The 21,754-nt window shown below is 66.6% G+C and carries 33 protein-coding genes; 22 read left to right on the top strand and 11 right to left on the bottom strand.

All coding sequences use genetic code 11. From position 1 onward, the window contains the following. From AC1Q9M_RS18530 to AC1Q9M_RS18590, 13 genes are all read left to right on the top strand, one after another. The coding region (locus AC1Q9M_RS18530; RefSeq protein WP_198556962.1) for an EF-Tu C-terminal domain-related protein at nt 1-76 on the top strand (76 nt) is incomplete at its 5' end. 9 nt (nt 77-85) lie between these two features. Then, nucleotides 86-400: a 30S ribosomal protein S10 gene (gene rpsJ / locus AC1Q9M_RS18535; protein WP_056266806.1), complete on the top strand. Its 315-nt coding sequence runs from the start codon at nt 86-88 to the stop codon at nt 398-400. 199 nt (nt 401-599) lie between these two features. Then, nucleotides 600-1,274 (top strand): 50S ribosomal protein L3, encoded by a 675-nt coding sequence (gene rplC, locus AC1Q9M_RS18540; RefSeq protein ID WP_137918338.1) that lies wholly within the window; start codon nt 600-602, stop codon nt 1,272-1,274. Further along, nucleotides 1,274-1,894, top strand: coding sequence for a 50S ribosomal protein L4 (rplD, locus tag AC1Q9M_RS18545; RefSeq protein WP_291114572.1), 621 nt, complete (start codon nt 1,274-1,276; stop codon nt 1,892-1,894). Before rplC ends, rplD begins: the two co-directional genes overlap by 1 nt. Then, nucleotides 1,891-2,205 (top strand): 50S ribosomal protein L23, encoded by a 315-nt coding sequence (gene rplW / locus AC1Q9M_RS18550; RefSeq protein ID WP_068174618.1) that lies wholly within the window; start codon nt 1,891-1,893, stop codon nt 2,203-2,205. The genes rplD and rplW overlap by 4 nt, the downstream gene beginning before the upstream one ends. 2 nt (nt 2,206-2,207) lie before the next feature. Next, the gene (gene rplB / locus AC1Q9M_RS18555; protein ID WP_291114567.1) at nt 2,208-3,032 is read left to right on the top strand and encodes a 50S ribosomal protein L2; all 825 of its coding nucleotides are present in this window, start codon (nt 2,208-2,210) and stop codon (nt 3,030-3,032) included. A gap of 12 nt (nt 3,033-3,044) precedes the next feature. Next, nucleotides 3,045-3,320: a 30S ribosomal protein S19 gene (gene rpsS, locus AC1Q9M_RS18560; protein ID WP_204735724.1), complete on the top strand. Its 276-nt coding sequence runs from the start codon at nt 3,045-3,047 to the stop codon at nt 3,318-3,320. Nucleotides 3,321-3,329: 9 nt separating this feature from the next. Beyond that, complete coding sequence (rplV, locus tag AC1Q9M_RS18565; RefSeq protein WP_137918325.1) at nt 3,330-3,659, top strand: 50S ribosomal protein L22; 330 nt, start codon at nt 3,330-3,332, stop codon at nt 3,657-3,659. 15 nt (nt 3,660-3,674) lie between these two features. Beyond that, a complete protein-coding gene (rpsC, locus tag AC1Q9M_RS18570; protein WP_291114559.1) occupies nt 3,675-4,550 on the top strand; it encodes a 30S ribosomal protein S3 in 876 nt (291 codons plus the stop codon). Between the two features lie 2 nt (nt 4,551-4,552). Further along, on the top strand, nt 4,553-4,969 hold the full coding sequence (rplP, locus tag AC1Q9M_RS18575; RefSeq protein ID WP_066089098.1) for a 50S ribosomal protein L16: 417 nt from the start codon (nt 4,553-4,555) through the stop codon (nt 4,967-4,969). Between the two features lie 16 nt (nt 4,970-4,985). Continuing rightward, nucleotides 4,986-5,192 carry a 50S ribosomal protein L29 gene (rpmC, locus tag AC1Q9M_RS18580; protein WP_291114553.1) on the top strand — a complete coding sequence of 69 codons (207 nt, stop codon included), beginning with the start codon at nt 4,986-4,988 and terminating at the stop codon, nt 5,190-5,192. A 9-nt stretch (nt 5,193-5,201) separates the two neighbouring features. Then, entirely contained in the window at nt 5,202-5,471 is a 270-nt protein-coding gene (gene rpsQ / locus AC1Q9M_RS18585; RefSeq protein WP_291114550.1) for a 30S ribosomal protein S17, read from the top strand. A 128-nt stretch (nt 5,472-5,599) separates the two neighbouring features. Further along, nucleotides 5,600-6,112 carry a peroxiredoxin gene (locus AC1Q9M_RS18590; protein WP_382322840.1) on the top strand — a complete coding sequence of 171 codons (513 nt, stop codon included), beginning with the start codon at nt 5,600-5,602 and terminating at the stop codon, nt 6,110-6,112. A gap of 66 nt (nt 6,113-6,178) precedes the next feature. On the opposite strand, the gene AC1Q9M_RS18595 is transcribed toward AC1Q9M_RS18590, so the two are convergent. Beyond that, nucleotides 6,179-6,676 carry a GNAT family N-acetyltransferase gene (locus tag AC1Q9M_RS18595; RefSeq protein ID WP_291114544.1) on the bottom strand — a complete coding sequence of 166 codons (498 nt, stop codon included), beginning with the start codon at nt 6,674-6,676 and terminating at the stop codon, nt 6,179-6,181. A 77-nt stretch (nt 6,677-6,753) separates the two neighbouring features. Next, nucleotides 6,754-7,422 carry a cytochrome b/b6 domain-containing protein gene (locus AC1Q9M_RS18600; RefSeq protein ID WP_382322841.1) on the bottom strand — a complete coding sequence of 223 codons (669 nt, stop codon included), beginning with the start codon at nt 7,420-7,422 and terminating at the stop codon, nt 6,754-6,756. Nucleotides 7,423-7,572: 150 nt separating this feature from the next. Here AC1Q9M_RS18600 and AC1Q9M_RS18605 point away from each other — a divergent pair, with 150 nt between their 5' ends. After that, entirely contained in the window at nt 7,573-8,022 is a 450-nt protein-coding gene (locus tag AC1Q9M_RS18605) for a c-type cytochrome (protein ID WP_382163149.1), read from the top strand. Nucleotides 8,023-8,094: 72 nt separating this feature from the next. On the opposite strand, the gene AC1Q9M_RS18610 is transcribed toward AC1Q9M_RS18605, so the two are convergent. Beyond that, nucleotides 8,095-8,622, bottom strand: a complete 528-nt coding sequence (locus AC1Q9M_RS18610; RefSeq protein WP_382163147.1) for a TlpA family protein disulfide reductase — start codon at nt 8,620-8,622, stop codon at nt 8,095-8,097. 73 nt (nt 8,623-8,695) lie between these two features. Between AC1Q9M_RS18610 and AC1Q9M_RS18615 the strand changes: the two genes are divergently transcribed. Beyond that, nucleotides 8,696-9,400, top strand: a complete 705-nt coding sequence (locus AC1Q9M_RS18615) for a DUF4197 domain-containing protein (RefSeq protein WP_382322842.1) — start codon at nt 8,696-8,698, stop codon at nt 9,398-9,400. A 27-nt stretch (nt 9,401-9,427) separates the two neighbouring features. Here the strand turns inward: AC1Q9M_RS18615 and AC1Q9M_RS18620 are convergent, their stop codons facing one another. Together AC1Q9M_RS18620 and AC1Q9M_RS18625 are read right to left on the bottom strand one after the other, a co-directional pair. Continuing rightward, a complete protein-coding gene (locus AC1Q9M_RS18620; RefSeq protein ID WP_382322843.1) occupies nt 9,428-9,859 on the bottom strand; it encodes a thioredoxin fold domain-containing protein in 432 nt (143 codons plus the stop codon). Nucleotides 9,860-9,887: 28 nt separating this feature from the next. Beyond that, the gene (locus AC1Q9M_RS18625; protein WP_382322844.1) at nt 9,888-11,153 is read right to left on the bottom strand and encodes a CaiB/BaiF CoA transferase family protein; all 1,266 of its coding nucleotides are present in this window, start codon (nt 11,151-11,153) and stop codon (nt 9,888-9,890) included. Between the two features lie 67 nt (nt 11,154-11,220). On the opposite strand from AC1Q9M_RS18625, the gene AC1Q9M_RS18630 reads away from it, so the two are divergent. Genes AC1Q9M_RS18630 through ptsP form a run of 5 tightly spaced genes read left to right on the top strand, consistent with a single transcriptional unit; the run spans nt 11,221 to nt 15,530 of the window. Beyond that, nucleotides 11,221-11,787 (top strand): hypothetical protein, encoded by a 567-nt coding sequence (locus AC1Q9M_RS18630; RefSeq protein WP_382322845.1) that lies wholly within the window; start codon nt 11,221-11,223, stop codon nt 11,785-11,787. After that, nucleotides 11,784-13,085, top strand: coding sequence for an MFS transporter (locus AC1Q9M_RS18635; RefSeq protein WP_444687982.1), 1,302 nt, complete (start codon nt 11,784-11,786; stop codon nt 13,083-13,085). Before AC1Q9M_RS18630 ends, AC1Q9M_RS18635 begins: the two co-directional genes overlap by 4 nt. Nucleotides 13,086-13,094: 9 nt before the next feature. Further along, on the top strand, nt 13,095-13,541 hold the full coding sequence (locus AC1Q9M_RS18640; RefSeq protein ID WP_382163137.1) for a PTS sugar transporter subunit IIA: 447 nt from the start codon (nt 13,095-13,097) through the stop codon (nt 13,539-13,541). Then, a complete protein-coding gene (locus AC1Q9M_RS18645; RefSeq protein WP_297398850.1) occupies nt 13,510-13,779 on the top strand; it encodes an HPr family phosphocarrier protein in 270 nt (89 codons plus the stop codon). Before AC1Q9M_RS18640 ends, AC1Q9M_RS18645 begins: the two co-directional genes overlap by 32 nt. Beyond that, nucleotides 13,776-15,530, top strand: a complete 1,755-nt coding sequence (gene ptsP / locus AC1Q9M_RS18650) for a phosphoenolpyruvate--protein phosphotransferase (protein ID WP_382163135.1) — start codon at nt 13,776-13,778, stop codon at nt 15,528-15,530. The genes AC1Q9M_RS18645 and ptsP overlap by 4 nt, the downstream gene beginning before the upstream one ends. Here ptsP and AC1Q9M_RS18655 read toward each other — a convergent pair. The 6 genes from AC1Q9M_RS18655 to AC1Q9M_RS18680 all read right to left on the bottom strand — a co-directional run bounded on the left by AC1Q9M_RS18655 (nt 15,527) and on the right by AC1Q9M_RS18680 (nt 20,196). Next, nucleotides 15,527-16,480: a DMT family transporter gene (locus AC1Q9M_RS18655; protein WP_444687983.1), complete on the bottom strand. Its 954-nt coding sequence runs from the start codon at nt 16,478-16,480 to the stop codon at nt 15,527-15,529. The genes ptsP and AC1Q9M_RS18655 overlap by 4 nt on opposite strands. 102 nt (nt 16,481-16,582) lie before the next feature. Next, the gene (locus AC1Q9M_RS18660; protein WP_382322848.1) at nt 16,583-17,281 is read right to left on the bottom strand and encodes a helix-turn-helix transcriptional regulator; all 699 of its coding nucleotides are present in this window, start codon (nt 17,279-17,281) and stop codon (nt 16,583-16,585) included. Nucleotide 17,282: 1 nt separating this feature from the next. Beyond that, nucleotides 17,283-18,299, bottom strand: coding sequence for a lipoyl synthase (gene lipA / locus AC1Q9M_RS18665; protein WP_291114503.1), 1,017 nt, complete (start codon nt 18,297-18,299; stop codon nt 17,283-17,285). A 19-nt stretch (nt 18,300-18,318) separates the two neighbouring features. Beyond that, nucleotides 18,319-19,011 (bottom strand): lipoyl(octanoyl) transferase LipB, encoded by a 693-nt coding sequence (gene lipB / locus AC1Q9M_RS18670; protein WP_382322849.1) that lies wholly within the window; start codon nt 19,009-19,011, stop codon nt 18,319-18,321. After that, nucleotides 19,008-19,292, bottom strand: a complete 285-nt coding sequence (locus AC1Q9M_RS18675; protein WP_382163125.1) for a DUF493 family protein — start codon at nt 19,290-19,292, stop codon at nt 19,008-19,010. Before AC1Q9M_RS18675 ends, lipB begins: the two co-directional genes overlap by 4 nt. 19 nt (nt 19,293-19,311) lie before the next feature. After that, complete coding sequence (locus AC1Q9M_RS18680) at nt 19,312-20,196, bottom strand: D-amino acid aminotransferase (RefSeq protein ID WP_492435011.1); 885 nt, start codon at nt 20,194-20,196, stop codon at nt 19,312-19,314. Between the two features lie 150 nt (nt 20,197-20,346). Between AC1Q9M_RS18680 and AC1Q9M_RS18685 the strand changes: the two genes are divergently transcribed. Together AC1Q9M_RS18685 and atpB are read left to right on the top strand one after the other, a co-directional pair. Beyond that, complete coding sequence (locus AC1Q9M_RS18685) at nt 20,347-20,853, top strand: ATP synthase subunit I (RefSeq protein WP_444687987.1); 507 nt, start codon at nt 20,347-20,349, stop codon at nt 20,851-20,853. Nucleotides 20,854-20,879: 26 nt separating this feature from the next. Then, nucleotides 20,880-21,746, top strand: a complete 867-nt coding sequence (gene atpB, locus AC1Q9M_RS18690) for a F0F1 ATP synthase subunit A (protein WP_291114489.1) — start codon at nt 20,880-20,882, stop codon at nt 21,744-21,746. Nucleotides 21,747-21,754: the final 8 nt, after the last annotated feature.

A 21,754-nucleotide genomic window follows, 5' to 3' on the forward strand; every position in this document is an offset into this window, starting at 1 on the left:
AGAAGGCCTGCGCTTTGCCATCCGCGAAGGCGGCCGCACCGTCGGCGCCGGCGTCGTCGCAAAAATCATCGCGTAAGGAGCGGGTATGTCCACCAAACAAAAAATCCGCATCCGCCTCAAGGCCTTCGACTACAAGCTGATCGACAGCTCGGCCGCCGAGATCGTTGACACCGCCAAGCGCACCGGCGCGATCGTCAAGGGCCCCGTGCCCCTGCCGACCCGCATGAAGCGCTTCGACATCCTGCGCTCGCCGCACGTCAACAAGACCAGCCGCGACCAGCTCGAAATCCGCACCCACCAGCGTCTGATGGACATCGTGGACCCGACCGACAAGACGGTCGACGCCCTGATGAAGCTCGACCTGCCGGCTGGTGTGGACGTCGAAATCAAGCTGCAGTAAGTTTCTCGCTTGAGCACCGTCGGGCCAGTCGCCCGGCGGTGCTTGCAGAGAAAAAGCCCGCCGGTTATACTGGCGGGCTTTCCGGCTTCTGGTCGGAGATTTCGTGGTGCCGTTTGATCCTGAATCATCGGCCCTTAGCGCGGAGCCTCGGTTCCGCACCATCAGCCCCGGCCAATTGAAGTCGGGAACGGAGAAAACAATGAGTCTTAGCAACTCCCTCGGGTTGTTGGGTCGCAAGGTGGGCATGATGCGTCTGTTCACCGATGACGGGGACGCAGTGCCTGTCACGGTGGTCGATGTGTCGAACAACCGTGTGACGCAGGTCAAAACCCTGGCCCATGACGGCTACGACGCGCTGCAGGTCACCTTTGGTGCCCGCCGTGCCTCCCGCGTGACCAAGCCCGAAGCGGGCCACCTGGCCAAGGCCGGTGTCGAAGCGGGTGAAATCATCCAGGAATTCCGCGTCGCCTCCGACGTCGCTGCCCAGTACCAGCCCGGTGCCGTGGTGGCCCCCAATGCGATCTTCGCGGCGGGTCAGAAGGTGGACGTGCAAGGCACCTCGATCGGTAAAGGCTTCGCCGGCACCATCAAGCGCCACAACTTCAGCTCGCAGCGCGCCTCGCACGGCAACAGCCGTTCGCACAACGTGCCGGGCTCCATCTCCATGGCCCAGGATCCGGGTCGCGTGTTCCCCGGCAAGAAGATGACCGGGCACATGGGCGATGTGACCAAGACCATCCAGAACCTCGACATCGTGCGCGTGGACGAAACCCGTCAACTGCTCATGATCCGCGGCGCCGTTCCCGGCTCCAACGGCGGTTTCGTGACCGTGCGTCCCGCCATCAAGGCCAAATCCGGCAAGGGAGCAAACTGATGCAAGTTGAACTCCTGAACGACCAGGGTCAAGCCTCGTCCAACGTGGACGTGCCCGAGACCGTGTTTGGTCGCGACTACAACGAAGCCCTGATCCACCAGCTCGTGGTGGCTTATCAGGCGAACGCCCGTCAAGGTACGCGTGCACAAAAAGACCGCCAGATGGTCAAGCACTCGACCAAGAAGCCGTTCAAGCAGAAGGGCACCGGCCGCGCACGCGCCGGTATGACGTCTTCGCCGCTGTGGCGCGGGGGCGGTCGCATTTTCCCGAACAGCCCTGACGAAAACTTCACCCAGAAGCTCAACAAGAAGATGTACCGCGCCGGCATGGCGTCCATCTTCTCGCAGCTCGTGCGTGAAGGCCGTCTGGCCGTGGTCGATTCCCTGAAAGTGGACTCGCCCAAGACCAAGCAGCTGGCCGACAAATTCAAAGCCATGAACCTGCAATCGGTGCTGGTGATCGCCGAGGAAGTCGACGAGAACCTGTACCTGGCTTCGCGCAACCTGCCCAACGTGCTGGTGGTCGAGCCGCGTTACGCCGATCCGCTGTCGCTGGTGCATTACAAGAAGGTCATCGTCACCAAGGCGGCGATCGACCAGCTCAAGGAGATGTTCGCATGAGCGTCACGAAATACGACGAAGGTCGCCTGATGCAGGTCCTCGTGGCACCGATCGTGTCCGAGAAGGCCACCCAGGTTGCCGAGCAAACCAACGCCGTGATGTTCAAGGTGTTGCGTGATGCCTCCAAGCCCGAGATCAAGGCGGCCGTTGAACTGATGTTCAAGGTCCAGGTCAAGGGCGTTTCCGTGCTCAACCAGAAGGGCAAGTCCAAGCGCTTTGGCAAGACCGTCGGTCGTCGCGACCACGTTCGCAAGGCCTATGTGACGCTGATGCCCGGTCAAGAGCTGAACTTCGGCGGAGAGGGCGTTTAATCATGGCAGTCATCAAGATGAAACCGACTTCGCCAGGCCGTCGCGGCATGGTGAAGGTCACGCGTGACCAACTGCACAAGGGTGCGGGTTTTGCGCCCCTGCTGGAGCCCCAATTCCAGAAGGCCGGCCGCAACAACAACGGTCACATCACCACCCGCCACAAGGGCGGTGGTCACAAGCACCACTACCGTGTGGTCGATTTCCGTCGCAACAAGGACGGCATCCCGGCCAAGGTCGAGCGCATCGAGTACGACCCGAACCGCACGGCGCACATCGCGCTGCTGTGCTACGCCGACGGCGAGCGCCGCTACATCATCGCCCCGCGTGGCGTTGAAGTGGGCGCAACCTTGCTGTCCGGCTCGGAGTCGCCGATCCGCGTGGGCAACACCCTGCCGATCCGCAACATCCCGGTCGGTTCGACCATCCACTGCATCGAGCTGCAGGTCGGCAAGGGCGCGCAAATCGCCCGTTCCGCCGGCGCCTCGGCTGTGCTGCTGGCCCGCGAAGGCATCTACGCCCAGGTGCGCATGCGCTCGGGTGAAGTGCGCAAGGTCCACGTGGATTGCCGCGCCACCATCGGCGAAGTGTCCAACCAGGAACACAGCCTGCGCCAGTTGGGCAAGGCCGGTGTGAAGCGTCACATGGGCATCCGCCCGACCGTTCGCGGTACCGCGATGAACCCGATCGACCACCCGCACGGTGGTGGTGAAGGCAAGACCGGCGAAGGCCGCGCTCCGGTGGATCCGTGGGGCAACCTGACCAAGGGCTATCGCACCCGCAACAACCGCCGCACGCAGTCGATGATCGTCTCGCGTCGCAAGAAGTAAAGGGTTGACAACATGACTCGCTCACTCAAAAAAGGTCCGTTTGTCGACCATCACCTGTTGGCCAAGGTTGAAAAAGCCCAAGCCACCAAGGACAAAAAGCCCGTCAAGACCTGGTCGCGCCGCTCGATGATCCTGCCCGATTTCATCGGCCTGACCATCGCCGTGCACAACGGCAAGCAGCACGTGCCCGTGTACATCACCGATCAGATGGTGGGACACAAGCTCGGCGAGTTCTCGCTGACGCGCACGTTCAAGGGCCACCCGGCCGACAAAAAAGCGAAGAAGTAAGGACTAACCATGGAAACCCGTTCAATCGTTCGAGGCGTTCGCCTCTCGGTCGACAAAGGCCGACTGGTTGCCGACCTGATTCGTGGCAAGAAGGTCGACCAGGCCCTCAACATCCTGGCGTTCACGCAGAAGAAGGCCGCTGGCATCGTCAAGAAGGCTCTTGAGTCCGCCATCGCCAACGCGGAACACAACGACGGCGCCGACATCGACGAACTGAAGGTCAAGACCATCTACGTCGAGCAAGGCACCACGCTCAAGCGCTTCTCGGCCCGCGCCAAAGGCCGCGGCAACCGCATCAGCAAACCCACGTGTCACATCTACGTGACGGTTGGCAACTGAAGAGGTCACAGGAATATGGGACAGAAAATCAACCCCACCGGGTTCCGCCTCGCAGTTTCCCGCAACTGGGCCAGCCGCTGGTACGCGAGCAACCGTGACTTCGCCGGCATGCTGGCCGAAGACATCAAGGTGCGCGAGTACCTCAAGGGCAAGCTGAAGAACGCCGCCGTTTCGCGCGTCGTGATCGAGCGCCCCGCCAAGAACGCCCGCATCACCATCTACTCGGCGCGTCCGGGCGTGGTGATCGGCAAGAAGGGCGAGGACATCGAGAAGCTGAAGAAGGAACTGGCCGCCAAGCTGGGCGTGCCGGTTGCGGTCAACATCGAAGAAGTGCGCAAGCCCGAAATCGATGCCAAGCTGATCGCCGACAGCATCACGCAGCAGCTCGAGAAGCGCATCATGTTCCGCCGCGCCATGAAGCGCGCGATGCAGAACGCCATGCGCCTGGGCGCACAGGGCATCAAGATCATGTCGTCGGGCCGTCTCAACGGCATTGAAATCGCTCGTTGCGAGTGGTACCGCGAAGGTCGCGTGCCGCTTCACACCCTGCGCGCCGACATCGACTACGGCACGTCCGAAGCCAAGACCACCTACGGCATCATCGGTGTCAAGGTCTGGGTCTACAAGGGCGACACCCTGGGCCGCAACGATGCGCCCGTGGTGGCCGAGCCGCGTGTGGAAGAAGAGCGTCGTCCGCGTGGTCCGCGCCGCGAGCGTCCGGCAGGTCCTCCTGCCCGCGCCGCAGTTCGCCGCCCTGGCGCCAATGCCGCTCCGGCCGATGGCAGCGACAAGCCTGCCGAAGCCACCGGCACCGAAACCAAACCCGCCGTTAAGCGCGTTCGCAAAGACGCCGCGCCCGCATCTGCAGCTGCGGACGGCAAAGGAGAATAAACATGTTGCAACCTGCTCGCCGCAAGTTCCGTAAAGAACAAAAAGGCCGCAATACCGGCGTCGCCACCAGTGGCGCCACCGTCGCGTTTGGCGACTTCGGCCTGAAGTCGACCGACCGCGGTCGTCTGACGGCTCGCCAGATCGAGGCCGCACGCCGTGCGATCTCCCGTCACGTGAAGCGTGGCGGCCGCATCTGGATCCGCGTGTTCCCGGACAAGCCGATCTCCCAGAAGCCTGCCGAAGTCCGTATGGGCAACGGCAAGGGCTCGGTGGAGTACTACGTGGCCGAGATCCAGCCTGGCAAGGTGCTCTACGAAATCGTGGGCGTGCCCGAACAGCTGGCCCGCGAGGCATTCACGCTGGCGGCCGCCAAGCTTCCGTTGCGCACCACGTTCGTGACGCGCATGTTGGGTCAGTGATTCAGGAGAACACAAGATGAAAACTGCTGAACTGCGCCAAAAGGATGTGGCCGGCCTCGAAGCCGAAGTGAAGGCACTGCAAAAGGCCCACTTCGGTCTGCGCATGCAAAAAGCCACGCAACAACTCAACAACAACGCCACGCTGGGTGACACCCGCCGTGCGATCGCTCGCGCCAAGACCATCCTGGCCGAGAAGCAGCGCGCCGCCGCCGCGGCCAAATAAGGAGTGACCATGACGGAAGCTAAAACATCCCTCAAGCGCACCTTGGTTGGCAAGGTGGTCAGCGACAAGCGTTCCAAGACAGTGACGGTGTTGGTGGAGCGCCGTGTGAAACACGAGCTCTACGACAAGATCGTGGCGAAGTCCAGCAAGTACCACGCTCACGACGAAAAGAGCGAGTACAAGATGGGCGACGTGATCGAGATCACCGAGAGCCGTCCGCTGTCCAAGACCAAGAACTGGGTCGCCACGCGCCTGGTGCAAAAGGCCGCGCTGGTCTGAGCCCCATTGCGTTGCTTGCAGCGCAGATCGAAAAAGCGACCGACAATCCGGTCGCTTTTTCTTTTTCCGGCCCGGCATGAACGGGCCTTCCAGCCACGGCCTGCGGGCCACACAACGAGGAGCACGACATGATCAAAGTGGGTGACAAGATTCCGGCGGCCACGCTGATGGAATACAGCGAAGTCGAAGGCAATGGCTGCAGCATCGGCCCGAACCCGGTGGACGTGCAGAAGGCGTCGGCGGGCAAGACGATCGCCGTGTTCGCGCTGCCCGGTGCGTTCACGCCGACCTGTTCCGCCAAGCACGTGCCGGGCTTTGTCCAGCACGCCGCCGACTTCAAGGCCGCGGGCGTGGACGAGATCTGGTGCCTGAGCGTGAACGACGCTTTCGTGATGGGCGCCTGGGCGCGCGATCAGAAGACGGGTGACAAGGTGCGCATGCTGGCCGACGGCAGCGCCGATTTCGCCAAGGCCACGGGCCTGACCCTGGACCTGACCGGCCGCGGCATGGGCCTGCGCAGCAACCGTTACTCGATGCTGGTCAAGAACGGCGTGGTGCAGTCGCTGAACGTGGAAGGCCCCGGCAAGTTCGAGGTGAGCGACGCCGACACCCTGCTGGCCCAGGCCAAAGCCGGCGCCTGATCCGCCACCCAAGAAAAAAGCCGCCGGTGTCGCCACCTGGCGGCTTTTTTGTGGGCGCTTGTCCGGCTAGAGATCGACCTTGAGGTAATGCGCACCCGGAATGGGGTTGTGGTAATACGGCGCCACCTCGACAAAACCCATCTCCTGGTACAGCGCGCGCGCCGTTTCCATGTCGCTCAGGGTGTCGAGCAGCATGGTGGTGTAGCCCGACAGCTGGCCGTCCGACAGCACGCGCTCCACCAGCAGGCGGCCCAGGCCGAAGCCGCGAAAGGCCGGGCGCACGAACAGGCGCTTCATCTCGCAGGCGTTGAGGTGGTCGGTGTTGTAGAGCGGGCGCATGGCGCAGCAGCCGGCGGGTTCGCCGTCCACGCAGGCCAGCAGCAGCGTGCCCGCCGGTGGGGCGTAAGCGCCGGGCAGTTCGGCGAGCTCGGCGTCGAAGCCCTGGAAGCACAGGTCGATGCCCAGTCCTGCCTGGTATTCCAGGAAGAGCTGGCGAACGGTCTGCAGATCGTCGGGAAACTGGGCCGGTCTCAGCGAGATCACGGCGGTTCCGGTGTCGGTCATGGCGGTGGGGAGGGCGGGCGCGAGGCCCGGTGGGTGGCGTGGCTGCCACTATACGACAGCATGGGCCGACCGCCGCCTCAGAAGGCGTTGCCCAGGCTGACCAACCAGCTCACCGCCGCGGCGCACAGGCCAAGCACCACCAGGGCCAGCAGGCGCGTGCCCGCCGTGTCGCGGGTGCTGGGCACGGGGACCGGCACCTGCTTGTCGCCCACCACCATGGGGCGCACGAGGCCCTGCTTCTTCACCCACTTGTAGTAGGCGATGGCCAGCAGGTGCAGGCCCACGAGCACGAAGACGATGAGCTTGCCGACTTCCTTGTGGTAACCGGTCGCCAGCGACACCGTTTCGCCCGAGACGAAGCGCACCAGCGGGCCGAAGAAGGCGATCTCGTCGTCGCTCATGAGACCGGTGCCCACTTGGGCGGCGAGGATCAAGAGGAGCGCGAAGACCGAGAGGGCCCCCAGCGGGCTGTGGCCCACCGAGTGCTCGGGCCGGCCCCGTCCCCGGAGGTAGGCCACCAGCGACGAGGGGGCATAGATGAAGCGGGTGAAGCGCGACCAGTGGCCGCCGATGAAGCCCCAGACCAGGCGGAACAGCAGCAGGGTCAACACCGCGTAGCCCAGGCGAAGGTGCCAGTTCATCCAGTTGCCGCCGATGCTGCCGGTGACGATCAGCCCGATGACGCAGGCCGCGAGCAGCCAGTGGAACAGACGGGTGGGCAGGTCCCAGACGCGGATGGTGTGCATGGTGATCGTGGAGGGTTGGATTCGGAATCGAGGAATAGAGAAGGTATATCGGAAAACGTTCCAGTGGAACTTTGGCCAATTCCCTACACTCCTGAGCGGGTGGCTCCCGGAGCCACGCCGCAACGCCCCACAACCTCCTCAGGAGTTTTCATGAAAATAATCGCTCCCCTCGCCTTGGCCCTGGCCTTCGGCACCCTGTCGGCACCCGCCTTCGCGCAATTCCAGAAGCCCGAAGACGCGGTGAAGTACCGCAAGGGCGCCTTGACCGTGATGGCCAACCACTTCAGCCGCATCGGTGCGATGGCCAACGGCCGCGCGCCCTTCGATGCCAAGGTGGCCGCCGAGAGCGCCGCGATCGTGGAGACCATGAGCAAGCTGCCGTGGGAAGGCTTCGTGCCGGGCACCGACAAGGGCGACACCGGCGCCTTGCCCGTGATCTGGACCGAACAGGCCAAGTTCAAGGAGAACTCGGAGAAGCTCCAGAGCGCCACCGCCCAGCTGGCGGCCGCCGCGAAAACGGGCAACCTCGACAGCGTGAAGACCGCGTTCGGCGCCACGGCCCAGACCTGCAAGGCCTGCCACGACGCGTTCCGCAAATAAGACGGATCGCCTCCAAACAAAAAGGCCGGGAACGATCCCGGCCTTTTTTCATGGAAGCTCGCGCGTGAAGGTTCAGGCCTGCTGGGCCAGCAGCTCTTCGATCAGCTTGTGCAGCGCGGGAAAATCGGGTTCCCCCACATAGCGTTTGACGATGCGGCCCTGTTTGTCCACCAGGTAGGTGGTGGGCGTGAGCTTGACGTCGCCCCATTGCTTGGCGATGTCGCCGGTGTTGTCCAGCGCGACCTTGAAGGGCAGCTGGCGCGACTGCGCGAAGTTGAGCACCCAGGCCGGCGGGTCGTACTCCATGGCCACGGCCACGGTCTCGAAGCCCTGTCCCTGGTACTTCTGGTACGTGGCGACGATGGAGGGCATTTCCTTCACGCAGGTGACGCAGGTCGTGGCCCAGAAATTCACCAGCGTGACCTTGCCCTTGAGGTCGGCGGTGGTGGCCTTGCTGCCATCGAGCAGCACGAAGGTGGATTCGGGCGCCGCGTCGCGGCCCGCGCAACCCGCCAAGCCCAGGGCGCCGAGGGCACCCAGCGCGGCGGCCGCTTGAAGGGTGCGCCGGCGGTGCTGGCCGCGGGGGCTGAGATCGGTCATTGTCTTTTCACTTCCCGGGGGCTACATTGCCCCACGTCATTCATTGAACAGCTTGCTTCCCGGAGGAACCGCCATGCAGCGCCGCCAGTTTACCCAGTCCACCACCGCGATGATCGGCCTTCTGGTCCTCGCCGCCCATCAGCAGGCCAGGGCCTTGTCCTTGGGCGATCTCACCGAAGGCGACGCCAGCCAGGGCATCAAGGTGGCCTTGGAAAAGGGCGCGCTGGCCGCGGTGGCCTTGCTGGGCAAGACGGATGGATTCCTGGGCAACCCAAAAGTTCGGATTCCCTTGCCCGGATTTCTCGAGGATGCGTCCAAGCTGCTCAAGATGACCGGCCAGGGCAAACGGGTCGACGAACTCGTCACCAGCATGAACCGGGCTGCCGAGGCGGCCGTGCCGATGGGGCGCGATGTGCTGGTGGGGGCGGTGAAGTCCATGAACGTGACCGACGCAAAGAACATCCTGGGCGGGGGCGACAACGCCGTGACGCAGTTCTTTGCTGAAAAAACGCGCAGCCCGCTGGGCGAGAAGTTCCTGCCCATCGTGACCAAGGCCACCGAGAAGGTGGGTCTGGCCAACCAGTACAACAAGGTGGCTGGCAAGGCCGCGGGCATCGGGCTGGTCAAGTCGGAAGACGCCAACATCCAGCGCTACGTCACCGGCAAATCGCTCGACGGGCTCTACACCATCATTGGCGAGGAAGAGCGCAAGATCCGCCAGGACCCGGTGGGCACCGGCAGCGCCATCCTGAAAAAGGTCTTTGGCACCTTGAAGTAAGCGCCTCCTTGCGATACTTTTTCGAAATTACTTGAGCTTCTGCCTGGCCTCGGCCAGGCGGGCCTCCAGGTACTCACCGTAGAAGTCGGGCACCGCAATGCCGACCAGGCGCTCGGCGAGTTCCCGCCCGTCCGGGCCGAAGAACAGCACCGTCGGCGTGAAGCGGGCCTTCCACGCCCGAGCCTGCTCGGCCGGCGTGCTCAGTTGCCCATCAAAACCTTGCAGGTTGCCGGTGCGGTCCATCACGTCGATCTGCACCGCGTGGACCTTACCTTCTCGCCGCATGGGCAGCAGGTAGTGGTTGCGCACGATGGCGCAATAGGGGCAGCCGGTCAGCGTGGTCATCACCACCAGAGGCTCGCCGCGGGCGGCCGCGGCTTGCGCGGCGCCGCGCAGCGAGGTGGGGGTGGGCAAGGCCTGCGCGGCGGTGGCGGGTGGGGGCGTGGCGATGTCGCTCATGGGTGTCACGAAGTTGGGGCGTCGTGGTTCAGACCGCGCCGCGGCGTTGAAGTTCGGCCAGGCGCTCGGGCGGGCAGGCCAGCCAGTCATCCAGCACCTCGGCCGTGTGCTGGCCCAACAGCGGTGGCGGCAGGTCGTTGCGCACCGGCGTGGCGCTGAGCTTGAGCGGGCTGGCGACGAGGTCGACCGCCTCGGCCAGCGGGTGCGACCAGGTGTGCACCATGTCGCGCGAGCGCACGTGCCCGTCGGCGAACACCTCGGCGAGGTTGTTGATCGGGCCGCAGGGCACCTTGGCGGCCTCCAGCGCGGCCAGCCAGTCGGCTTTGCCGCGCGTCTTGAGCAGGTCGGCCAGCAAGGGCACCAGCACCTCGCGGTGGCGCACGCGGTTCTGGTTCTGCGCGAAGCGCGGGTCGGTGGCGAGCCCGGGCCGTCCGGCCACCGCGCAGAACTTGGCGAACTGGCCATCGTTGCCCACGGCCAGGATGATGTATTGCGCCTGACCTTGTGCATCCGGCGCGACCTCAAAGGCCTGGTACGGCACGATGTTGGCGTGGGCATTGCCCGCCCGGCCCGGCACCTTGCCTTCATCCCGGCCGCGCACCAGGTAGTTGGCGCCCAGATTGGCGAGCATGGCGACCTGGGTGTCAAGCAGCGCCATGTCGATCTGCTGGCCTTCGCCGGTGCGCTCCGCGTGGCGCAGCGCGGCCTGGATGGCGATGGTCGCGTACAGGCCGGTGAACAGGTCGGTCACCGCCACGCCCACCTTCTGCGGGCCGCCGCCGGGCAGCGCATCGCGCTCGCCGGTCACGCTCATGAGGCCGCCCATGGCCTGGATGGCGAAGTCGTAGCCCGCGCGGTCCTTGTAGGGACCGGTCTGGCCGAAGCCGGTGATGGAGCAGTAGACGAGTCGGGGGTTGATCGCGCGCAGCGCGGCGTAGTCCAGACCGTAGCGCGCCATGTCGCCGACCTTGTAGTTTTCGACGAACACATCGGCCTTGGCGGCCAGCTCGCGGATCAGGGCCTGGCCCTCGGGCGTGGCGATGTCGCAGGTGATGGAGCGCTTGTTGCGGTTCGCACCCAGGTAGTAGGCCGCCTCGGCGGTGTCCTGGCCATCGCGTCCCTGCAGAAAGGGCGGGCCCCAGCCGCGGGTGTCGTCGCCGCCGGGATGGCCCGCGCCCGGAGGGCGCTCCACCTTCACCACATCGGCGCCCAGATCGGCCAGCGTCTGCGTGCACCAGGGGCCGGCGAGCACGCGCGAGAGATCAAGTATGCGGATACCATCCAGAGCATTCATGTTGCCATTGTGCGCGACCCCGCCTTCGCTGCGGTGTCCCGGCGGTGGCCTCTCTGGCTGGAATTCCATGTCTGTCCCCGTTCCCGGCGGTGCGCCGCGCCGCCGCCTGCGCCCGCTGGGGCTCGCGCTGTCCGCCGGGCTGGTCCTCAGTGCGTGCAACCCCACCTTCAACTGGCGCGAATTGCGCCCCGAGGGCACGACTTTGCTGGCGCTCATGCCCTGCAAGCCCGAGTCCGCCGCGCGGCCGGTGCCGCTCGATGGCGGTGCGCCGGCCGAGTTGCACATGCACAGCTGCGACACGGGTGGCCTGACCTTCGCCTTGGCCTGGGCCGAGCTGGGTAACGCCGCCCGCGTGCCCGCCGCGCTGAACGGCTGGCGCCGCGCCTCGCTGGGGGCCGTGCGCGTCGACCCGGCGCGGGCCGACGACCCCGCGACACGCTGGCCGGCGGCTGTGCCCGGCGCCACCCAGGCCCTGGGCCTGGCGGCGCAAGGCACCGACCACCAAGGCCAACCGGTGCAGGTGCGCGCGGTGCATTTCGCGCGCGGCACGCAGGTGTACCAGGCGGCGGTCTATGGCCCCGCGCTGCGCGACGACGTGACCACCGCCTTTTTTGACGGACTCAAGCTGCCATGAACCCGACTGTTCGACCCGGTCCCGTGCGCCTCGACGGCGCGGTGGCGCCGCGCCCCCCGCAAAGCGAGTTGCTCGCGCCGCGCACGGTGGTCATCGTCTTCCTGACCTTCGCGCTCGCGTATTTCCTGTCGGCGCTGTTGCGCGCCATCACGGCCACGCTCTCGCCCACCCTGAGCGCCGAGATGTCGCTCAATGCGGGCGATCTCGGCCTGCTGGCCGGAGGCTATTTCTTCGGCTTCGCGCTCACGCAACTGCCGCTGGGCAACTGGCTGGACCGCCATGGCCCGCGCACCGTGATCCTGTGGTTCCTGGGGGTGGCGGTTGCCGGCTGTGCCGCGTTCGCGCTGGCCACCAGCTTCACCTGGCTGCTGGCAGCGCGCGTGCTCATCGGCATGGGCGTGAGCGCCTGCCTGATGGCCCCGCTCACCGGCTATCGGCGCTGGCTCACGCCCCTGGCGCAGATGCGCGCCAATTCCTGGATGCTCATGACCGGCTCGTTCGGCATGGTGGCCGCCACCTTGCCGGTGCAGTGGCTGATGCCGCTGACCGGCTGGCGCGGCCTGTTCTGGCTGCTGGGCGGGTTGATCCTGCTGTCGATGGTGGGCATCGTCTGGACGGTGCCGCGCTGGCGGCGGACCGAGCCGGCGGAGCCTGCTGCCCCAGTCTCCGAGCCGGGTTACGGCATGGTCTGGCGCCATCCCTATTTCCGCCAGATGGTGCCGATCGGCTTCGTCAACTACGGCGGCATGATCGCTGTGCAGACGCTGTGGGCCGGGCCCTGGATGGTGAAGGTCGCGGGCTACACGCCGGAGCAGGCGGCCGGCGGCCTGTTCGGCATCAACCTCTGCATGCTGTGCACCTTCTGGCTCTGGGGGGTCTTCAACCCGCGGCTGGCGCGCCAGGGCTGGCTGCCCGAGCGCCTGATCGCCTGGGGCCTGCCGCTGAGTTTCGTGGTGCTGGGCGCCATCGTGCTGCTGGGCGAGCGCGCCGGGTGGCCGCTCTGGGCCCTGTATTGCGTGAGCTGCACGGTCGGCTCGCTGTCCCAGCCCGCCGTGGCCCTGGCCCTGCCGGCCGAGGCCGCCGGGCGGGCGCTCTCGGGCTACAACCTGGTCATCTTCGGTGGCGTGTTCGTGGTGCAGTGGGGCATCGGGCTGCTGATCGACGCCCTGGGGCTGTTCGTGGACAACGAGGTCGCCCGCTACCGCGGCGCCATCACCCTCTTTGGCGTCTGTGGCGTTCTCGCCTACGCCGTGTTCCTGCGCGCCCACCTGCGCCGCGCGGCCGGCCGCGCGGGCTAAACTGGGGCCATGAACGGCATCCTCATCATGGCGCACGCGCCGCTGGCCTCCGCACTGCGCCAGTGCGTGCTGCATGTGTTCCCCGACAGCGCCGACGCGGTGTCGGCGCTGGATGTGCAACCCAACGTGCCGCCCGAGGAGTCGCTGGCGCAGGCCCGCGCGCTGATGCGCCAGATGCACCTGCCGCAGACGCTGGTCGTGACCGACGTGTTCGGCGCCACGCCCTGCAACGTGGCGCAGAAACTCATCGACGGCATCAATTCCAAACTCATCACCGGCGTGAACCTGCCCATGCTGTTGCGCACCGTGTCGTACCGCCATGAATCGCTGGATGCGCTGATCTCGCGCGCCATGATCGGCGCCACGCAAGGTGTCATCCAGGTGGCGGTGACCGCGCCCCAGAACCAGGCCAAACGAGCCACGCATGATCAAGACCACCGTGACCATCAGCAATAAGCTCGGGCTGCACGCGCGCGCCTCGGCCAAACTCACCAAACTCGCCGGCGGCTTCGCCTGCGATGTGTGGATGTCGCGCGGCGAACGGCGCGTCAACGCCAAGAGCATCATGGGCGTCATGATGCTGGCCGCCGGCATCGGCAGCGTGGTCGAGATCGAGACCGATGGCAAGGACGAGCAACCTGCCATGGACGCGCTGGTGGCGCTCGTCAACGACAAGTTCGGCGAGGGCGAATGACCATCTCCATCCACGGTCTGGCGGTCTCCCGGGGCATTGCCATCGGGCGGGCCGTGATCGTGGCGTCCAGCCGTGTGGACGTGGCGCACTACTTCGTGCAGGCCGAGCAGGTCGAGAGCGAGATCGAACGCCTGCGCCACGCGCGCAACGCGGTGGCCGAGGAAATCGTGAAGGTGCAGCACAGCCTGCACGACCTCGGCCCCAATGACGCGCACCCCGAACTCACCGCGCTGCTCGACGTGCACCTGATGCTGCTGCAGGACGAGCAGCTCACCAGCGGCGTGAAGCACTGGATCGTGGACCGCCACTACAACGCCGAATGGGCGCTGACCACCCAGCTCGAGGTGATCGCGCGCCAGTTCGACGAAATGGAAGACCCGTACCTGCGCGAGCGCAAGGCCGACCTGGAGCAGGTGGTCGAGCGCATGCTGCGCTTCATGCGCGGCGTGGCCTCGCCGGTGGCGCCGGGTGGCGAAGCCAAGGCGGTGCACGACAGCAGCATCGAGGCGCCGCTGGTGCTGATTGCGCACGACCTGTCGCCCGCCGACATGCTGCAGTTCAAGCAGAGCGTCTTCGCCGGTTTCGTCACCGACGTGGGCGGCAAGACCAGCCACACCGCCATCGTCGCGCGCAGCATGGACATCCCGGCGGTGGTGGGCGCGCGCTCGTCCAGCCAGCTGATCCAGCAGGACGACTGGGTCATCATCGATGGGGATGCCGGCGTGGTGCTGGTCGATCCCTCGCCCATCCTGCTGGCCGAGTACGGCTTCAAGCAACGCCAGGGCGAGGTCGAGCGCGAGCGCCTCTCGCGCCTGAAGAACACGCCGGCCGTCACGCTCGATGGCCAGAAGATCGAACTGCTGGCCAACATCGAACAGCCCGAGGACGCCGTGGCGGCGCTCAAGGCCGGCGCCGTGGGCGTGGGCCTGTTTCGCAGCGAGTTCCTGTTCATGGGGCGGGCCGGCAAACTGCCCGACGAGGAAGAGCAGTACCACGCCTACCGGCGCGCGGTCGAGGGCATGCAGGGCCTGCCGGTCACCATCCGCACGGTCGACGTGGGTGCGGACAAGCCGCTGGACCGGGGCGCCTCGCGCGCGGGCGAGGACCACCTCAACCCGGCGCTGGGTTTGCGCGCGATCCGCTGGAGCCTGGCCGAGCCGGCCATGTTCCTGGTGCAACTGCGCGCCATCCTGCGTGCCGCCGCGCACGGCCCGGTGCACCTGCTCATTCCCATGCTGGCGCACGCCAGCGAGATCCGCCAGACCCTGGCGCTGGTCAACCGCGCCCGCGAACAGCTGGACAACGCCGGCATCGCCCATGGCCACGTCAAGCTCGGCGCGATGATCGAGGTGCCGGCCGCGGCCTTGACCATTCCGCTGTTCCTGCGCTATTTCGATTTCCTGTCCGTCGGCACCAACGACCTGATCCAGTACACGCTGGCGATCGACCGCGCGGACGAAGCGGTGTCGCACCTCTACGACCCGGTGCACCCGGCGGTGCTGCACCTGCTGGCCAGCACCATCGAGCAATGCCGGGCCAAGGGCAAGGGCGTGAGCGTGTGTGGTGAGATGGCGGGCGACGTGAGCCTCACGCGGTTGCTGCTGGGCCTGGGGCTGCGCAGCTTTTCCATGCACCCCTCGCAGATCCTGGCGGTCAAGCAGCAGATCCTGCGCTGCGACACCACGCGCCTGCAGACCTGGGCGCAGAGCGTGCTCGCCGCGGAAGACCCCGCGGCCCTGATGACCGACTAGTTGCCGTGCTCCGGCGCCGGCTGCGGCTGGTGCGCCGAGATGCCCGCCAGCACGCTGGCGCTCACGAGCACCATGGCCAGGGCCTCCAGCGCGGTGGGCCAGCGCGCCTCCCACAGGAAGCCGTAGAGCAGGGCGAACAGGGTCTCGAACAGGATCATCTGCCCGATCATGGTCAGCGGCAGCAGGCGGCTGGCCCGGTTCCAGAACGCGTTGCCGAGGATCGAGGCCACGATGGCCATGCCGGCGGCCACGCCGATGAAGCTTCCCCATTGCGCGCCGGTGTGGTCGCTCAGGCGGCTGCCCATGAAGGCTGGCACCGCCAGCAGCAGGGCCAGCCCACCCGTCACCAGGCCTGTGAGCAGGCTCCAGTCGTGCGAGGACACATGGTCCAGGCGCACCAGCCAGCGGCTGTTGCTCACGGCGTAGGCGGTCCAGGCCGCCAGCGCACCGAGGGCGCAGAGAAAACCTGTGAGGCGGTCGGCCACCGGCGCCTCGGACGGCACGCCCAGCGCCTGCCAGGCCACGCAGGCGATGCCCGCGATGCCCAGCGCCAGGGTGAGCGCGAGCCGGCGCAGCGGTACGGCCCCGTGGCCCCGGCTGCCGATGAGCGTGACCGCCACCGGCAGGAAACCGATGACCAGCGAAGTCATGGCCATGCCACCGAGCTGAACGGCGGATGCCAACAGCACGTAGTACAGGATGTTGCCCAGCAGGCTCAGGCGCAGCAGGGCCCACCACTCCGGTCGGCCCAACCGGGGCGCCACGGCGCGCCAGCGCGGCGCGATCAGGGCCAGCGCCACCAGGCCATAGGCCAGGTAGCGGGCGGCCGAGAGTTGCAAGGGCGAGAAGTCGCGCGCGAGTTCGGGGGCCAGGAACACGAAGCCCCAGGCGGCACCGGCGGCGGCGCCAAAGCCGATGCCCAGTGCCAGGGAGTGGTTGGGCCGGCTCATCGGTGGCCGGGCAGGAAGGAGAGGCTCATGCCCGGAGCTTAGCCCGGGCCTTCGTCGCGATCCGCTGGTGTGTCGTCGCGTTTCGCGGGTCTTGAGTGGCGCTCAGCCGCGGGGCGGCTCGCGGCGCAGGGCGGCCGTCAGGGCCGAGGGCGAGCGGTAACCGATGCGCCGCGCCGTCTCGGCCACGCTCAGCCCATGGGCGCGCCAGGCGCGGGCCTGGGCCAGGCGCTGTCGGCGCAGCCACTGCATGGGGCTGTCGCCCTGCTCGGCCTGGCAGCGCGCGGTGAACTGCGATGGGCTCAGGTGCACCTGCGAGGCCAGGTCGGCCACGGTCAGCGGGGTTTGCCAGCGCGCTTGCAGCCACTGGTTCAGCGCGGCCCAGTCGATGGGGCGGCGAGGCCGTTCCAGGGGCAGGGCGGTGGCGGGGCCGTGTTGCAACCAGGCTTCGAGCAGCAGGCCGGCGCCGGCCTGGCGGGCGCGTGGCAGGCCCGCCGACACGGCGGCGGCCAGGTAACGCGCCAGGGGCTGCACGCCGGGGGGCGGCGCCGCGACGGCCCGGGCCCAGGCGGGGTCGTGCGAGTCCAGCACCAGGCAGCGCGTGGCGTCCCGTCCTTCGAAATCGTGGTGTTCGCCCGGCGGCACCACGCAGCCGTCGCCGGCGGCGATGCGTTGCCCGCGTCCCGCCACCTCCAGTTCGAGCACACCTTCCAGGCCCACCAGGATCTGGAAGTGGTCGTGGTCGTGGCTGCCGTGCGAGGCGCCGTAGTCGCGCACGCTCAGGTGGTCGTGCGCGGCGGGCATGTCACTTCACTTCGGGGTTGAGCACGCCATGGGCCTGCTGGTCGGCGTGGTACGAGCTGCGCACCATGGCGCCCACGGCGGCATGCGTGAAGCCCATTTCGTAGGCCTTGGCCTCGAACATCTTGAAGGTGTCGGGGTGCACGTAGCGGCGCACCGGCAGGTGGTGGCCGCTGGGGGCGAGGTACTGGCCGATGGTCAGCATGTCGATGTGGTGCGCGCGCATGTCGCGCATCACCTCGAGGATTTCCTCGTCGGTCTCGCCCAGGCCGACCATGAGGCCGCTCTTGGTCGGCACGTGCGGGAACAGCGCCTTGAACTTCTTGAGCAGGTTCAGGCTGAACTGGTAGTCCGAGCCCGGGCGCGCTTCCTTGTACAGGCGCGGCACGGTCTCGAGGTTGTGGTTCATCACATCGGGCGGCGCGGCCTTGAGGATGTCGAGCGCGCGGTCGTCGCGGCCCCGGAAGTCGGGCACCAGCACCTCGATCTGCGTCTGGGGCGACAGGGCGCGGGTCTTCTCGATGCAGGCGACGAAGTGGCCGGCACCGCCGTCGCGCAGGTCGTCGCGGTCCACGCTGGTGATCACCACGTACTTCAGGTTCAGCTGCGCGATCGTCTTGGCCAGGTTGTCGGGCTCGTTCACGTCCAGCGGATCGGGGCGGCCGTGGCCCACGTCGCAGAACGGGCAGCGGCGCGTGCACTTGTCGCCCATGATCATGAAGGTGGCTGTGCCCTTGCCGAAGCACTCGCCGATGTTCGGGCAGCTCGCTTCCTCGCACACCGTCACCAGCTTGTTGGTGCGCAGGATGTCCTTGATCTCGTAGAAGCGGGTGGTCGGGCTGCCGGCCTTGACGCGAATCCACTCGGGCTTCTTCAGCACCTCGGCCGGCACGATCTTGATCGGGATGCGCGCGGTCTTGGCCTGGCTTTTCTGCTTGGCCGTGGCGTCGTAGCTGGCAGCGGGCTGGGCGTCGCGGACGGTGCTGCTGGCGGGGGCCGTGGGGGTGTCGAGGCGGGTCATGGCATGGGCGCGGTTGGGGTCAGGGGCTCAGGGTGGCGATGAGCTTCTGGCTCAGCACCGCCGCGGCGTCGTCCCAGGAAGCCGCGACCCCGATTGTAGAAAGGTCGACCGTGGGCAGGCCCGCGTAGCCGCAGGGGTTGATGCGATCGAAGGGTTGAAGATCCATCGCCACATTGAGCGCCACGCCGTGGTAAGTGCAGTGGCGGCTGACCTTGATGCCCAGCGCGGCGATCTTGCCCAGGCCGGTGAAGTCGGGTGGGGGCAGGGGTTCGCCCGGGTTCCGTTTCTGCGGCCGCTGCGGCAGCAGGGCGTGGCTGCCGGGGTCGTCCAGCCGCACGTAGATGCCGGGCGCGCCAGCCACGCGGTGGCCGGTCACGCCGAAGGTAGCCAGGGTGCGGATCACCGCCTCTTCCACGCGGTAGACATACTCCTTGACGAAGTAACCCGCGCGCTGCAGGTCGATCAGCGGGTAGGCCACCACCTGGCCCGGCCCGTGGTAGGTCACCTGGCCGCCGCGGTTGGTCGACACCACCGGGATGTCGCCCGGGGCCAGCAGGTGGTCTTCGCGACCCGCCAGGCCCTGGGTGAAGACGGGGTCGTGTTCGCAGATCCAGAGTTCGTCGGGCGTGTCGGCCGTGCGCGCCGCGGTGAAGGCCTGCATCGCCTCGTAGGTGGGCGCGTGGTCCACCCGGCCCAGTGTGCGAATGATCACAGCACGACTTTGACCATCGGGTGCGTGGTCAGCGTGCGGTAGAGCTCGTCGAGCTGCTCGCGGCTGGTCACGTGCACCGTGAGCGTGAGGCCCAGGTAGTTGCCGGCCTTGCTCGGGCGCTGTTCGATCGTGCTTTCGTCGAAGCCGGGGTCGAAGGCGCGCGCCACATGCGTCATGGCGGTGGCAAAACCTTCCACGTTGGCGCCCATCACCTTGATGGGGAAGTCGCTCGGGTAGGTGATGAGCGATTGTTCGGGGGGGATGTCGGGCGGGAGTTCCATCGGTCCATTTTCCAGTTCTTCAGATCGATTGCGCGGCCACCGCGCGCTGGTAGCCCGCATAGAGGCTCGCGCAGACGGGGCCAGGCTGGCCGCGCTGGGCGCCATGCCCCACCGGCGCGCCGTCCAGCGTGGTGATGGACAGCACTTCCTTGGTGGCCGAAGACAGCAGCAGCTCGTCGGCCGACAGCACCTCCGCGCGCGTGACGCGGCGAAGCTCGTGCCGGAGGCCTTGCTGCCGGCAGAGTTCCTCGACGAGCCCGAAGCGGATGCCCTCGAGCACGAGGTTGTCCTTGGGCGGGCCCATGACCACGCCATCCTTGACCGCCCACACGTTGCTGGACGCGCCTTCGCTCAGAAAGCCGTCGCGGAACATCACGACCTCCACCGCGCCCGCATCGGCGGCGATCTGGCGCGCCATCACCGAGCCCAGCAGGCTGGTGGCCTTGATGTGGGCCTTGCGCCAGCGAAAGTCATCGGCGGTGACGCAGGCCACGCCGTGGGCGCGTTGCTCCGGGGTGGCCAGCTTCATCGGGTTGGCCATCGCGAACACCGTGGGTTGGAGGCCGGGCGGCATCACGTGGTCGCGCGGGGCCACGCCCCGGGTGATCTGTATATAGACGAGCTGGTCGTGCACGCCGCGGGTCTGCTGGTCGGCGATCAGGCGCCGCGCGATGCCCAGCCATTCGTCGGGCGAAAACGGGTTGGGAATGCGCAGTTCGCGCAGCGAGCGCTCCAGCCGCGCCATGTGTTCGGCGAAGCGGAACACGCGGCCGCCATAGGCGGGGAGCACCTCGTAGATGCCGTCGCCAAAGATGAAACCGCGGTCGAGCACACTCACGCGGGCCTCCCGCAGCGGACCGTAGTCCCCATCCAGGAAGCACAGGGAGTCGGGCAGGTCGGTCATGGCGGGATTATCGGCCGCACCCTCAGGGCGCGTGGCGGGCACGGTTATCCCGTCCGCCGAATATTGACGGAGGGCTGGGGTTTCTACGTATAATGAGCGGCTTTGCAACCCAGGCGCTTTGTCGTCTGTTTGTCACGCGCGAGGTCGAACATGACGCAAGGCCATTCGATCCCGCCCGGTTGGACAGACCAGGAAGATGGGGAGCAGGAATCCGATTTCAAGCCATTGACGCGCGAAGAAGCGCAGCAGTGGCGGGTTGGCCAGCCAGTGCTCTCGCTCTGGCGGCTGGTGATGGTGCAGTGGCTGGTGGGGCTGGCGGCGAGCATCGTGGGTGGACTGCTGTGGCAGTCGTCCTCGGTGGCGTGGTCGGTTCTGTATGGCGCGGCGGCGGTGGCAATTCCTTCGGCTCTCATGGCCTACGGGTTGACCTCCAGTGCAATGTCCCGTGTGTGGGCGAAGCACGCCAACGCGGCATTTGCCGGCTTCCTGCTGTGGGAGGGCGTCAAGATCCTGTTGGCGGTGGTCATGTTGGCCGCAGCCCCCTGGGTGGTCTCTCCCTTGAATTGGTTCGGCCTTCTGGTCGGGCTTGTGTTGGTTCTCAAGGTCTATTGGTTTGGATACCTCATCCAGGCCAAGCGATCAAATGCAAACGGTTGACTCTCCGGCTCATCGGACACACGAACATGGCTGCTGAAGGCACTTTGACCCCGGGCGAATATATCCGCCACCACCTCGTCCACTTGACGAACCACAAGCAGGAATCCATCGTCGATTTCTCGGTGATCAACCTCGACTCCGTCGTGGTGAGCGCGCTGCTGGGTCTGCTCACGGTGTTCGTGCTCTGGCGTGCCGCCCGCGTGGCCACGGCCGGCGTGCCCGGCCGCTTCCAGGCCGCCGTCGAAATGCTGGTGGAAATGGTCGATTCGCAGGCCAAATCCGTCATCCACAACGCCCAGAGCCGCAAGCTCGTCGCCCCCCTGGCGTTGACGGTGTTCGTCTGGATCTTCATGATGAACTTCATGGACATGATCCCGGTGGACCTGATTCCCCAGATCTGGCACAGCGCCGGCCCGGCCATGGGCTTCAAGGACTACCTGCGCGTCGTGCCCACCGCCGACCTGTCGACCACCCTGGGTCTGTCGGTGTCGGTGCTGCTGATGTGCCTGTTCTACAACATCAAGATCAAGGGCCTGGGCGGCTGGGCGCACGAACTCGTGAGCGCGCCTTTCGGCACCAGCAAGAACCCGGTCTGGGCCCTGCTGCTGGGCATCGTCAACTTCCTGATGCAGATGATCGAGTTCGTCGCCAAGACGGTCTCGCACGGCATGCGGCTGTTCGGCAACATGTTCGCCGGCGAGCTGGTGTTCATGCTGATCGCCCTGCTGGGCGCCTACGCCACCCTGTCGCTGGGCGGCTCGCTCTTCTTCATCGGTCACCTGATCGCTGGCACGGTGTGGACCTTGTTCCACATTCTGGTCATCACCTTGCAAGCGTTCATCTTCATGATGCTGGCCCTGATCTATCTGGGGCAGGCGCATGACGCGCACTGACGCGGCTC

This window comes from Hydrogenophaga sp. GW823-FHT04C09, from assembly GCF_058796355.1.